The organism is Microbacterium keratanolyticum (assembly GCF_016907255.1).
Taxonomy (GTDB): domain Bacteria; phylum Actinomycetota; class Actinomycetes; order Actinomycetales; family Microbacteriaceae; genus Microbacterium; species Microbacterium keratanolyticum.
On record NZ_JAFBBQ010000001.1, the window covers coordinates 1,210,668 to 1,223,010 of the forward strand.

Annotated in this window: 12 protein-coding genes; 7 read left to right on the top strand and 5 right to left on the bottom strand. The window is 67.9% G+C overall.

The features are described 5' to 3' along the window. Window positions 1-43 precede the first annotated feature (43 nt). The gene (locus JOD62_RS05745) at window positions 44-1,354 is read right to left on the bottom strand and encodes an ABC transporter substrate-binding protein (protein WP_204938358.1); all 1,311 of its coding nucleotides are present in this window, start codon (window positions 1,352-1,354) and stop codon (window positions 44-46) included. A gap of 180 nt (window positions 1,355-1,534) precedes the next feature. Here JOD62_RS05745 and JOD62_RS05750 point away from each other — a divergent pair, with 180 nt between their 5' ends. After that, on the top strand, window positions 1,535-2,065 hold the full coding sequence (locus tag JOD62_RS05750; protein ID WP_204938359.1) for an adenine phosphoribosyltransferase: 531 nt from the start codon (window positions 1,535-1,537) through the stop codon (window positions 2,063-2,065). Window positions 2,066-2,071: 6 nt separating this feature from the next. On the opposite strand, the gene JOD62_RS05755 is transcribed toward JOD62_RS05750, so the two are convergent. Further along, on the bottom strand, window positions 2,072-4,066 hold the full coding sequence (locus tag JOD62_RS05755; protein ID WP_204938360.1) for a BCCT family transporter: 1,995 nt from the start codon (window positions 4,064-4,066) through the stop codon (window positions 2,072-2,074). Window positions 4,067-4,233: 167 nt separating this feature from the next. On the opposite strand from JOD62_RS05755, the gene purS reads away from it, so the two are divergent. Both purS and purQ read left to right on the top strand, forming a co-directional pair. Further along, window positions 4,234-4,482: a phosphoribosylformylglycinamidine synthase subunit PurS gene (gene purS, locus JOD62_RS05760; protein ID WP_204938361.1), complete on the top strand. Its 249-nt coding sequence runs from the start codon at window positions 4,234-4,236 to the stop codon at window positions 4,480-4,482. Then, window positions 4,479-5,186 (top strand): phosphoribosylformylglycinamidine synthase subunit PurQ, encoded by a 708-nt coding sequence (gene purQ, locus JOD62_RS05765; RefSeq protein WP_204938362.1) that lies wholly within the window; start codon window positions 4,479-4,481, stop codon window positions 5,184-5,186. Before purS ends, purQ begins: the two co-directional genes overlap by 4 nt. A 67-nt stretch (window positions 5,187-5,253) precedes the next feature. On the opposite strand, the gene JOD62_RS05770 is transcribed toward purQ, so the two are convergent. Next, the gene (locus tag JOD62_RS05770) at window positions 5,254-5,682 is read right to left on the bottom strand and encodes a DUF1761 domain-containing protein (RefSeq protein ID WP_204938363.1); all 429 of its coding nucleotides are present in this window, start codon (window positions 5,680-5,682) and stop codon (window positions 5,254-5,256) included. A gap of 146 nt (window positions 5,683-5,828) precedes the next feature. On the opposite strand from JOD62_RS05770, the gene JOD62_RS05775 reads away from it, so the two are divergent. Continuing rightward, a complete protein-coding gene (locus JOD62_RS05775) occupies window positions 5,829-7,490 on the top strand; it encodes a glycoside hydrolase family 13 protein (RefSeq protein ID WP_204938364.1) in 1,662 nt (553 codons plus the stop codon). A gap of 107 nt (window positions 7,491-7,597) precedes the next feature. Beyond that, window positions 7,598-8,614, top strand: coding sequence for a LacI family DNA-binding transcriptional regulator (locus JOD62_RS05780; RefSeq protein WP_204938365.1), 1,017 nt, complete (start codon window positions 7,598-7,600; stop codon window positions 8,612-8,614). A 12-nt stretch (window positions 8,615-8,626) separates the two neighbouring features. Here JOD62_RS05780 and JOD62_RS05785 read toward each other — a convergent pair whose 3' ends face one another. Then, window positions 8,627-9,151 carry a flavin reductase family protein gene (locus JOD62_RS05785; RefSeq protein ID WP_204938366.1) on the bottom strand — a complete coding sequence of 175 codons (525 nt, stop codon included), beginning with the start codon at window positions 9,149-9,151 and terminating at the stop codon, window positions 8,627-8,629. Window positions 9,152-9,268: 117 nt separating this feature from the next. On the opposite strand from JOD62_RS05785, the gene JOD62_RS05790 reads away from it, so the two are divergent. Further along, window positions 9,269-10,483: an amidohydrolase gene (locus JOD62_RS05790; RefSeq protein ID WP_204938367.1), complete on the top strand. Its 1,215-nt coding sequence runs from the start codon at window positions 9,269-9,271 to the stop codon at window positions 10,481-10,483. Between the two features lie 8 nt (window positions 10,484-10,491). On the opposite strand, the gene JOD62_RS05795 is transcribed toward JOD62_RS05790, so the two are convergent. Beyond that, complete coding sequence (locus JOD62_RS05795) at window positions 10,492-11,229, bottom strand: GTP pyrophosphokinase (RefSeq protein WP_204938368.1); 738 nt, start codon at window positions 11,227-11,229, stop codon at window positions 10,492-10,494. Window positions 11,230-11,549: 320 nt separating this feature from the next. Between JOD62_RS05795 and erm the strand changes: the two genes are divergently transcribed. Then, window positions 11,550-12,311, top strand: a complete 762-nt coding sequence (gene erm, locus JOD62_RS05800) for a 23S ribosomal RNA methyltransferase Erm (RefSeq protein ID WP_204938369.1) — start codon at window positions 11,550-11,552, stop codon at window positions 12,309-12,311. The last annotated feature ends 32 nt before the right edge of the window (window positions 12,312-12,343 follow it).

Genomic DNA, 12,343 nt, shown 5'->3' on the forward strand with positions numbered 1-12,343 from the left:
GTGAGCCCAGAGCGGGACGAGCGAGACGAAACGCTCCAGCGGATCAGCCGACGAGGTCCTTCAGCAGGGTGAGGGCCTGGTCCCAGGCGCCCTGGGTGTTCGTCTCGCCGCGGTCGAGTGCGTTGAGCGCGGGGCCGAAGACGTTCTCCTGGATCACCGAGTCATCCGCACCCTTGAACTGCGCGACGACACCCTTGGCCCGCTCGGCGAGGATGGCACCCGTGGGCGCGTCGTTGAAGAAGGCGTTCGGCGTCGCGTCCGCAGCGAGGGTCTCCTGCGCCTTGATGGTCGAGGGGAAGTTGCCCGCCGCTGCGGACTGCTTCACCTGCTGCTCGGGCTGCGTCAGCCAGTCGGCGAGCTTCGCAGCCGCTTCCTTGTTCTTCGAGGTCTCCGGGATGGAGAGGAACGCGCCGCCCCAGTTGGCTGCGCCACCGGGGAACACGTCAGCGAAGTCCCAGCCCGTCGACGCATCGCCGCCGCCGGCTTCCACCTGACCCTGAACGACGCCGAGCATCCACCCGGGGCAAACGAACGTCGCGAAGGTGCCGTCGACGAACGACTTGCCGCCGTTCCAGTCCCAGGCCGCCTGCGCAGCGGACTGACCGCCCTCGGCGGCTGCGCCCAGCAGCTCGAAGCGCTTCTTGAGCTCGGCGTTGCCTTCGACGTTGAGCTCACCGTCGGCGGTGTAGTACCCCTCGTCGAGCTGGTTGACCATGGCGTTCCAGACGAAGCCGGAGTGGTCGTACCAGGCCTTGCCTGTCTTCGCGGTGTAGTCGGCGCCGACGGCGAAGAAGTTCTCCCAGTCGCCGTTGAGAAGCTCCGCGACCGAGTCACGATCCTTCGCGAGACCGGCGGCTTCGAACGCGGCACCGTTGTAGCAGATGCCCGCAGGCCCGATGTCGGTGCCGTAGCCGATGACGCGGCCGTCGGCATCCGTCGCCTGACCGTACTTCCAGTCGACCCAGTCGCCCTTGCGGTCCTCGATGCCGTAGTCGCGCAGGTCGACGAAGGTGTCGGACACGTCCATGATGGCGCCGAGCCATCCCTCTTCGATCGCGACGACGTCGCTGAGGCCGGAGCCGGCGGCGATCTTCGTGAAGGCGTCGGTGCGTGCGTTGCCGCCGGTGTCGATGTTGGTCGCCTCGATCGTGACGTTCGGGTTGAGCTTCTCGTACTCCTTGTAGAGGTCGTCGTAGCCGAAGGTGCCGAAGGTGGTCACGGTGAGTGTGACCTTCTCATCGCCGGCGGCGGCGTCACCGCCGGGCGCTGCGGCAGAGCAGCCGGCGATGGCGAGGGTGGAGACGGATGCGACGGCGGCGACAGCCAGGATCCGTCGGCGTGCAGGTGCGTTCACGGGATCACTCCTTTGTGTGGTGAATGGTGCAGGGGGGTGGTGCTCGGGTCGTGCACAGCATCGTGGGAGCGCTCCCACGACGTGAGACCCCACTGTATGGGAGCGCTCCCACCATGTCAAGGCGTCATTGACACCTGACCGCAGCAAGCCGTCACCTCACCCGGCGCGTACCCTTAGGAGGTGCCCGAAGCCCCGCTTAGCCCTGCCCTCACCCGCGCCGCGTCTCTGATCCGCGAGATCCCCGACTACCCCGAACCCGGGATCCTGTTCCGCGACATCACTCCGCTCCTCGCCGACGCCGAGGCTCTTCGCGTCACGACCGAGGCTCTGATGGAGCCCTTCCTCGGAACCTTCGACGTCGTTGCCGGCATCGAGGCACGCGGCTTCATCCTCGCCGGTGCCGCCGCGATCTCCGCGGGCGTCGGGCTCGTGCCGATCCGCAAGGCCGGCAAGCTTCCGCGACCCGCCGCATCCGTCGACTACGCCCTCGAATACGGCACCGCGACCATCGAGATGCACGACGATCTGCCCCGCGGCACGCGGATGCTGCTGATCGACGACGTGCTGGCGACCGGCGGCACGCTCGCCGCTGGACGCCACCTCGTCGAGACCCTCGGACACACCGTGGCCGGCGTCAGCGTGCTGTTCGAGATCGAGGGCCTCGGCGGGCGCGAGATCGTGGGCGACCTGCACACGGTCTTCCACTCCTGACGGACGCTACTCGGCGGAGGGCTTCTTCTTCCGCTCCTCGCCGACGGTGAGGGCCGCATCCCCCGACGCCGTGTGATCCGGGCGCTCCGGCCCCTTCGGCTGGATGCGCCCGGGCTCGAGCGTGCGGTCGACATCATCCGCGGTGATCACATCGATCTGCCCCGTGACAGCTTCGACGTACCACTCGGTCAGCGCGGGATCCTCGGTGTCGAGGAACGCTCCCGCACCCTCGCCCTCCTTGGTCGCCTGCGCTTCGAACACGAAGTCGTCGCCGTGCTCCTCGATACCGCGCCGCACGCCCTGCGCGATCGCCGCACGGGCGAACTTCTGCCGCAGCACGTACGGATCCGTACGCAGATCCTGCACCCAGGCGAACATCATCCCGATGAGGACGAATGCGAACGGCAGCGCGGAGACGACCATGAGCGACTGCAGCCCGGACAGCGCATCCTGGCCACCCGCGAGCAGAAGCGAGACGGCGATCAGCCCGAGCATCACACCCCACACGATCGTCACCCAGGTGGCGGGCTCGGGGCGTCCGCGCTGACTCATCGAGGCCATGACGATCGACGCGGAGTCCGCGGATGTCACGAAGAAGATGACGATCGCGATCAGGGCGACGACCGAGGTGATGACCCCGAACGGCAGGTTGCCGAGCATGGTGAACAGCATCGCCTCGGGCGAGCCGGAATCGCTGATCCCCATCCCCTCCGACTCCATCCACATCGACGTGCCGCCGAAGATCGCGAACCACGTGAAGCACACGGCCGACGGAACGATGATGACGACCGTGACGAACTCGCGCAGCGTGCGGCCGCGGGAGATCTTCGCGATGAACATGCCCACGAACGGCGACCACGACACCCACCACGCCCAGTAGTACGTCGTCCAGGCCTGCATGAACTCCGCGGTCTCCTCGCCGTGGATCGGGTTGCGCACGAGCATCGTGCCGAGCTCGTTGAAGAAGTCCATGGCAGCGGCAGGGAGGAAGTTCAGCAGCAGCATCGTGGGGCCTGCGATGAACACGAAGAGCGCGAGAACACCGGCGAGCACCATGTTGATGTTGGAGAGCGCACGGATGCCGCGCTTGAGGCCCGACACCGCGGAGAGCACGAACAGGGCGGTCAGGATCGCCATCGCGGCGATGAGGAAGGTGTTACCGACCTCGCCGATGCCCGTGACCACCTCGACACCGCGGCCGATCTGCAGTGCGCCGATGCCCAGCGAGATCGCGGTGCCGAACAGGGTGACGACGATCGCGAAGACGTCGATGACCCAGCCGATCGGTCCGTTCGTGCGCTCACCGAAGATGGGCGTGAAGATCGCCGAGATCAGCGGCGCACGCCCGCGACGGTAGGCGGAGTAGGCGATCGCCCCTCCGACGAGCGCGTAGAACGCCCAGGCGATGGGCCCCCAGTGCAGGGTGGTCTGCGCGAGCGCCGAGTGCATGGCGTCGGCGCTGCCCGGCGCATCGTCGAAGCCGTGCGGCGGGTTGAGGAAGTAGGTGAGCGGCTCGAATGGTCCATAGAAGAGCAGCCCGATGCCGATGCCTGCGGAGAACAGCATCGCGACCCAGGAGACGGTGGAGAACTCGGGCTCCTCGTCGTCGGCTCCCAGGCGGATGCCCCCCGTGCGGCCGTAGCCGATGATGAGCATGAACACGATGACGACGACCGCGAGTGCGCCGAAGAGCCATCCGAAGTACTCGGTGGTCCACGAGAGAGATGCCGCCCCGACGGTGGACACGCCGTCGGGGTCGATGAACGCCCAGACGATCACGCCGAGAGCCAGGGCGGCGGCGATCGCGAAGACGCCCCAGTTCATCGGGAAGATCTTGCCGGTGCGCTCCACGCCAATGCCGGGGATGAGCGCAGGATGCACCAATCCGGGCTTGGTGACCTCTTCGAGAAGTCGTTTCGCGGCGTTGCTGCGGCGCGACTTGGTCGTCGCCGTGGGCGTGGTCTCGCCTGTCTTCGGGTCGATCGGGCTGGTCATCGTCATCTCGCGTTTCGTAACGCCGTCGGATGCTTCAGCGACCCGGCGGTCCTTTCCACGGTAGTCAGGTGCGCATCGCTGCGCGATTCCGTGGTGTGACGCATGCCCCGGGCGTGCCTCCCGCAGGCGGTAGACTGAACATACTCTTCCGCCCGCGACTTCCGGAGCCGTTCATGCCCAAAATCGTCGTTGACGTCATGCCCAAGCCCGAGCTCCTTGACCCGCAGGGCAAGGCCGTGACCGGAGCCTTCGGCCGCCTCGGCGTCACCTCCTTCAGTGAGGTGCGCATCGGCAAGCGCTTCGAGCTGACCGTCGATGGCGAGGTCACCGACGAGCTTCTGGCCGAGGTCAAGAAGCTCGCCGACGACGTGCTGTCGAACTCGGTCATCGAAGACGTCGTGGGCATCGAGGTCGCAGAGTGACCACCCGCATCGGGGTCATCACCTTCCCCGGCTCGCTGGACGACCGCGACGCGCAGCGCGCGATCCAGCTCGCGGGCGCCGAGCCCGTTGCGCTGTGGCACGGCTCGCATGACCTCGAGGGCGTCGACGCTCTGGTCCTCCCGGGCGGCTTCAGCTACGGCGACTACCTGCGTTCGGGTGCGATCGCCGCACTCTCACCGATCATGACCGAGGTCAAGGAGGCTGCCGCCAAGGGCATGCCCATCCTCGGCATCTGCAACGGCTTCCAGATGCTCGTCGAGGCGCACCTGCTGCCCGGCGGCCTGATCCGCAACCATCACCAGCACTTCGTGCGCCGCGACCAGCGCCTGATCGTCGAGAACACGACGTCGGCCTGGACGAGCGAGTTCACGCAGGGTCAAGAGATTGTCATCCCGCTGAAGAACGCAGAGGGCGGCTACATCGCCGACACCGAGACGCTCGACCGCATCGAGGGCGAGGGCCTCGTCGCCTTCCGCTACGCGGGCGTGAACCCCAACGGTTCGCTGCGCGACATCGCCGGCCTCACGAACCCGGCGGGCAACGTCGTCGGCCTCATGCCGCACCCTGAGCACGCCACCGAGCCGGGCTTCGGCCCCGACACCACGGCTGCCATGCGGTCGGGGGTCGACGGGCTGGCGTTCTTCACGAGCGCGATCGCCGCGGTCGCGCGCGTCGCCGCGTAAGACAGACAGAGAGGGGCGGATGCTACGCAGCATCCGCCCCTCTCTTCGTCTCTCCGAGCTACTCGGCCTATCCGAGCGCCGGAGGCCAGACGCCGATGAGGACGGCCATCACGACGACCGTGACGAGCTCGTGCGCGATGTTCATGACCGTCAGCGACGTGGGGCGCCCTTCGAAGGCGTCGTGCGTGATGAAGCGGGCGGCGGTGAAGCCGGCCCACAGCACGATCGAGGTGACGAGCGCCGAGATCAGGAACGATCCTCCGTAGAAGTGCCAGGAGATCGCGGTCGCTCCGGCGAGCACCCACGCTGTCACGAAGCTGACGATGACGGTGGTGATGATCGCCATCGTGGCGCTGGCCGCGGGCTTGTCCATGTCGACGTTCGCGAGCTTCGACCAGCGCGTGCCGAAGACGCCGCGGGCGTACCAGATCGATCCGACGACCATGCTCGACGCCGTCGCCAGCAGTACCGCCCAGTAGTTGATCTCGGGAATCATGATTCCTCCTCACGGCGCGGCCGGCCTGGTCGTCGCTCTGAGGCTGAGCGTAGCGCTCGACTGGTTCGGCGGCGAAAGGCAGGCTGTCGGAGCCGATCGAATCCCGCCTCTGGTCAGAATGCAAGCGCTTGCAGTAGCCTGTTGGCATGACAGAGCTTGAGCAGTTCGCAGCGCCCGGTTCCGAGTGGTGGCGCAGCGCCGTCATCTACCAGATCTACCCCCGCTCCTTCGCGGATGCCTCCGGTGACGGCATCGGCGATCTGCCCGGCATCACGAGCCGCCTCGACGACCTGAAGACCCTCGGCATCGATGCGATCTGGCTCAGCCCGTTCATGACGAGCCCGCAGAAGGATGCCGGCTACGACGTCGCCGACTACCGCGACGTCGATCCGATCTTCGGCACACTTGCCGACTTCGACGAGATGCTGGCGCAGGCGCACGCCCGAGGCATCCGCGTCATCGTCGACCTCGTCCCCAACCACTCCTCCGACCAGCACGAGTGGTTCCAGCAGGCCCTCGCCGCCGCCCCCGGCAGCCCCGAGCGCGCCCGCTACATCTTCCGCGACGGCAAGGGTGAGAACGGCGAGCTGCCGCCCAACAACTGGCAGTCCGTCTTCGGCGGCGGCATGTGGGAGCGCGTGACCGAGGCCGACGGCACTCCAGGCCAGTGGTACCTGCACATCTTCGACGCGACACAGCCCGACTTCGACTGGACCAACCCCGAGGTGCAGGAAGAGTTCCGCTCGATCCTGCGCTTCTGGCTCGACCGGGGTGTCGACGGCTTCCGCGTCGACGTCGCCCACGGCATGGTCAAGGCCGACGGCCTGCACGACTATCACGCCCCCACCGACGCCGACTCGATGGGCGGCGGCGAGCAGAACGTGCCGTACTGGGGCCAGGACGGCGTGCATGACATCTACCGCGACTGGCACACCGTGCTCGCAGAGTACGACGGCGACCGTGCGCTCTGTGGCGAGGCCTGGATGCCGACCCTCAAGCAGACCGCACTCTGGGTGCGCCCCGACGAGATGCACCAGACGTTCAACTTCCCGTACCTGATGACCCCGTGGGATGCCACACAGCTGCGCGAGGTCATCCGCGAGTCGCTCGACGAGTTCGGTGCGGTCGGCGCCCCCAGCACGTGGGTGCTGTCGAACCACGACGTCGTGCGCCACTTCTCGCGCCTCGCGCTCACCGCCGACAACCCGCAGGGCGAGGGCATCGGACCGCTCTCGAAGGGCAAGCCCGACACGGCGGTCGGCCAGGCGCGCGGACGCGCGGCATCCACGGTGATGCTCGCACTGCCCGGATCGACCTACCTCTACCAGGGCGAGGAGCTCGGCCTCCCCGAAGCGATGGAGCTGCCCGACGACGTGCGTCAGGACCCGACCTGGTTCCGCACGAACGGCGAGCGCTACGGACGTGACGGATGCCGCGTGCCGCTGCCCTGGGAAGCGGATGCTCCTGCCTTCGGCTTCAACGAGTCCGGAGCATCCTGGCTCCCGCAGCCCGCGGAATGGGCGACCTACGCACGCGATGTCGAGCAGGCAGACCCCGACTCGACGCTGGCGCTGTACACACAGCTGCTGCGCCTGCGTCGCGAGCACAACCTCGGCACCGGATCGCTCGTCTGGGAGGATCTGGGCGCGGATGCGGTGGCGTTCCGCCGAGGTGGGCTGCACGTCGCCGCCAACCTCGGCGCGGAGCCGGTGGAGCTCGGCGAGGGCGTGACGTTCCTCGTGCAGAGCCAGCCGTTTGAGGGCACCGCGCTGCCCGTCGACACGGCTGCCTGGTACGTGAAGGCCTGACCTGCCGCGAGAAACCACTTCTGTCGTGAGAAACCACGTCAGAAGTGGTTTCTCACGCAGGATATGGTTTCTCGCGGGCATTCGCCATAGGGATCAGGGAGAAGCACGTGGTCAGCATCGATGAGGTGGCACGCCTTGCCGGCGTCTCGACCGCCACGGTCTCGAGGGCGCTCAGCGGCCGCGGCACGGTCTCCGAGAAGACCCGCCGGCGGGTGCAGGAGGCCACCGAAGCCCTCGGCTACGTCGTGTCCTCACGCGCGTCGAGCCTGGCATCCGGTCGCACCCGCAATGTTGGCGTCGTCGTGCCGTTCCTCGACCGCTGGTTCTTCAGCACCGTGCTGTCGGGGGTGTCGAGCGCGCTCATGCGTCGTGGCTACGACATCACGCTCTACAACATCACGGCGGATGCGGCCGTGCGCCGCGAGGTGTTCGCGGACTTCCTGCGGAGACAGCGCGTCGACGGCGTCATCGCCGTGTCGATCGAGCTCGACGAGGCCGAGACCGGTCAGCTGCTGCAGCTGGGGCTGCCGGTCATCGCGATCGGCGGGCCGAATCCGCGGCTCGACACCCTCACGGTCGATGACCACGCGGTCGCACAGCTCGCGACGGAGCATCTGCTCGCGCTCGGCCACCGGGACATCGCGCACATCGGAGCAAGCCCGGAGTTCGACATGGACTTCCACATCCCCACGCAGCGCCGGGCAGGTTTCGAGAAGGTACTCGCCGATGCCGGGATCGCGCCGAATCCTCTGTACCTCGAACCCGCCGACTTCACGGTCGACGGCGGATATCGCGCCGCGAAGCAGCTTCTGGGCAGGCCCGGCCCTCGCCCGACGGCGATCTTCGCCGCCTCCGACGAGATGGCGATCGGCGCGATCCTCGCCGCACGTGACCTCGGATACCGGGTGCCCGACGATCTGTCGGTGATCGGCATCGACGGACACGAGCTCGGCGACTTCTTCCAGCTCACGACCGTCGATCAGTTCCCCCTCGGACAGGGCGAACGCGCGGCCGAGGCACTGCTCACCCGGCTCGATGACGCGGCGGCGACGCAGCTCGACCACGCCCACCTCCCGTTCGAGCTCGTCGTGCGCGGCACGACCGCCCGTCCCGCATCCAACTAGTCGAGCGGGACGCTAGGCCGTCGCGACCGAATGGAAGGCGCGGTCGAGGTAGACGACCGGCTCCCCGCGGGTACCCTCGATCACCTCGAGAACCTGAGCGATCACGACCACCGATGAGCCCACCGTGACGGTGTGCAGGGTCTGACAGCGCAGCGCAACGCGCGCCGCCGGAAGGTAGGGCTCGCCGGTCTCGCGCATCGTCCAGCCCTGCGCCTCGGTGAAGCGCTCTGCGCCGCTGACGGCGAAGTTCTGCGCGAGCTCCGCGTGCTCGCCGTCGATCAGGTGCACGATGAAGCTGTCTGCGTCGAGGATCGCGCCCGCGCTTCCTGTTGCCCTGGTCACCGAGAACATGATCGCGGCAGGGTCGATCGCGACCGAGGACACACTCGACGCCGTCAGACCGGAGGGGCCGCGATCGGTCGTTGCCGTGATGATCGCCACACCCGCGGGGTGGAAGCGGAACGCCGCCTTGAGACCCTCTCCGACCGCATCACTCGGCACGGGAGGCGCAGGAGGAGTGGCGTTGTTCGCGGTCATCGAAGGGCTCCGAATCTCTGGCGGGCGGGTGCTTCTAGCCTCTCACCTCCCGAAGGCGCCGGCTCCGGATGCCGCGAAGCGGCGGCGCAGTACACGGTCCCCGGCTAGGCTCAGGCCATGACGATCGACCTTGAGGCCCTGTACATCGATCTGCACCGCAACCCGGAGCTGTCGTTCCAAGAGACGCGCACCGCGTCGATCGCGGCGGGGCACCTCCGCGACCTCGGCCTCGATGTCATCGAAGGGCTCGGCACGACCGGCGTGGCCGCGGTCCTGCGCAACGGGGATGGCCCCGTGGTCTGGCTTCGCGCCGACATGGACGCGCTGCCGGTCGAAGAGCAGACCGGCCTCGCATACGCCAGCACCGCGAAGGGCGTCGATCCCGCGGGCAACACCGTTCCGGTCATGCACGCCTGCGGCCACGACATGCACGTGACCGCGATGGTCGGCGCCGTCGAGAAGCTCGTCGCCGAGCGCGCAGAGTGGGCGGGCACGATCGTCGTTCTGATCCAGCCTGCGGAGGAGTACGGCGCAGGCGCCCGCGCGATGCTGGATGACGGACTGCTCGAGCGGGTTCCGCGCCCCGATGTCGTGCTGGGCCAGCACGTCACGCCGCTGCCGGCGGGCATCATCGGAGTGCGCCCCGGCACGCAGATGGCCGCGTCGGACGGACTCACCGTCACGTTGCACGGCCGCGGCGGACACGGCTCCCGTCCGCACGCCACGATCGACCCCGTGGTCATGGCGGCCGCGACCGTCATGCGCCTGCAGACCGTCGTCTCGCGAGAGACCGACCCGCGCGACGTCGCCGTCGTCACCGTGGGGTCGATCCATGCCGGCCTCAAGAACAACATCATCCCGGCGGAAGCGACACTCGAACTGAGCCTGCGCTACCCCACGGATGAACTGCGCGAGATCACACTCGAAAAGGTCGAGCGCATCGTGCGCGCCGAGGCGATGGCATCCGGCGCGGAGCAGGAGCCCACGATCCGCACCGACCACACACTCCCCGCGACGATCAACGACGACGAGGCCACCGCCCGCGCCGTCGCCGCATTCCGCCGCACGTTCGGCGATGCCTCGGTCATCGACCCCGGCCTCTTCACCGGCAGCGAAGACGTGTCGTGGTTCGCACGCGACGCGGGCGTGCCGCTCGTGTTCTGGTTCTGGGGCGGCGCCGACCCGGAGCGCTTCGCCGCCGCTGAGGCCGCAGGGACGATCAACAGCGACATCCCCACGAACCACTCGCCGTTCTTCGCACCCGAGATCCACCCGACCATCGAGGTCGGCGTGAGCGCGATGCGCGCCGCAGCGCGCGAGTTCCTCAGCTGAGGCGGATGCTACGCGTCCATCACCCGCACGGTTGACGTCGGCGGCGGGGGCGGGGCGATCGCCCCGACGGTCGACGAACGCGCCTCGCGGTGCAGCTGCTCCATCCGCGAGTCGAGTTCCGTGGCTGCATCTGCCGCGGCTGTCAGACTGTCGACCAGGTGCGCCGGAACCCGCTGCGAGAACTTGTAGTAGATCTTGTGCTCAAGGCTGGCCCAGAAGTCCATGGCGATCGTGCGGAACTGCACCTCGACCGGAACCATGAGCGCCCCGGTCGAGAGGTAGACGGGCACCTCGACGATGGCGTGCAGGCTGCGGTAGCCGTTGTCCTTGGGCTGGGCGATGTAGTCCTTGACGATGCGCACCGTGACGTCGTCCTGCGCCGTGAGCAGGTCGAAGAGCCGGTAGACATCGGCGACGAAACTGCAGGTCACCCGCACGCCGGCGATGTCGGTGATGTGCTCGCGGATCGACGCGAAGTCGGGCTCGATGCCGCGACGGGCGACCTTCTCGACGATGCTGTCGGGAGTCTTCAGGCGGCTCTTGACGTGCTCGATCGGGTTGTAGTCGTGGTCGTGCGTGAACTCGTCTCGCAGGATAGAGATCTTCGTCTCGATCTCGCGCATCCCGAACTCGTATTCGCGCAGGAAACGCTGGAACTCGTCCCGCAGCTCGCGCGCTTCGCTGATCGCAGCTTCGGTGATGACGGAATCCGTGTTGGTGATGTCCGCGGGGGAGACGGTGGTCATGGACTCGACGTTACGCATTCGTGATCGGAATCGGCTGTGACTTTCGTGCGGCTCGGGCCGCCGAGGACGTTGTCCCCGGAGAGACCCACCGGTGTCGTCGTCGCGATGGCCCCCTGCTACCTTTGACGCGTGGGAACACTTTGCAACGCGCCCGTGACGGGGCGCTTCTTCACCTTCCGCGACCGCCGCGCCTGACGGCGCGCTCGCACTCGCTCGCATAAGCGCGCCGTCCTTCCGAGACGTCTTCGCACCTCGGACGGGCGCTTTCGCGTACCCACGCCGCCTCTCGAGGTGCTCCACATCCTTCTTGGAGCGCACTCATGCCTCGTTCTCTGCACGGTGGCCGACACGAACTCGGCCAGAACTTCCTCACTCACGCCCCCTCCATCCAGACCATCACCGCGCTCATCGCCGCAACTGACGGTCCCATCCTCGAGCTCGGTGCCGGCGACGGTGCTCTCACACGGCCGCTGGCCGCGCTCGGGCGACCCCTGACGGCGATCGATATCGATGAGCATCGCGTGCATCGACTCGCGCGCGCCCTGCCGCACGTCAGGGTGCTGCAAGCGGATGCGCTGCAGCATCCGCTCAGCACATCCACGGTCGTGGGCAACATCCCGTTTCACCTGACCACCCCGATCCTCCGTCGCCTGCTCAGCCATCCGCACTGGACGCGTGCGGTGCTCGTGACGCAGTGGGAAGTCGCGAGGAAACGAGCGGGCGTCGGCGGGCACACGATGATGACGGCGCAGAGCGCCCCCTGGTTCACGTTCGAGCTGCACGGGAGGGTCTCGCGCACGAGCTTTCGTCCTCAGCCCAGCGTCGACGGCGGAATCCTCGCGATCTCGCGCCGCGATGCGCCACTCATTCCTCGCACCGAGCGTCGCGCGTACGAGATCTTCGTGCGCGCGGTCTTCTCCGGCCGAGGGGGCCGGTTGGATCGCGTCATCCAGGGAGCGGCTCGCGTCAGCCTCGCCACCGCCCGCACCGCGCTGGCGCGGGCTTCCGTGCCCGCAGACGCTCTCCCCCGCGACCTCGACGCCCGGCAATGGACAGCCCTCTGGCATGCACTGCAGCGATGAGGCGGTTGGTGCCGGAAGCCCCGCCCACTTTC

Coding starts and splice junctions, on each gene's coding strand:
- JOD62_RS05755 (WP_204938360.1), bottom strand. CDS start 4,066: ATGACGATGACCAGCCCGATCGACCCGAAGACAGGCGAGACCACGCCC.
- purS (WP_204938361.1), top strand. CDS start 4,234: ATGCCCAAAATCGTCGTTGACGTCATGCCCAAGCCCGAGCTCCTTGAC.
- JOD62_RS05770 (WP_204938363.1), bottom strand. CDS start 5,682: ATGATTCCCGAGATCAACTACTGGGCGGTACTGCTGGCGACGGCGTCG.
- JOD62_RS05775 (WP_204938364.1), top strand. CDS start 5,829: ATGACAGAGCTTGAGCAGTTCGCAGCGCCCGGTTCCGAGTGGTGGCGC.
- JOD62_RS05785 (WP_204938366.1), bottom strand. CDS start 9,151: ATGACCGCGAACAACGCCACTCCTCCTGCGCCTCCCGTGCCGAGTGAT.
- JOD62_RS05790 (WP_204938367.1), top strand. CDS start 9,269: ATGACGATCGACCTTGAGGCCCTGTACATCGATCTGCACCGCAACCCG.
- JOD62_RS05795 (WP_204938368.1), bottom strand. CDS start 11,229: ATGACCACCGTCTCCCCCGCGGACATCACCAACACGGATTCCGTCATC.
- erm (WP_204938369.1), top strand. CDS start 11,550: ATGCCTCGTTCTCTGCACGGTGGCCGACACGAACTCGGCCAGAACTTC.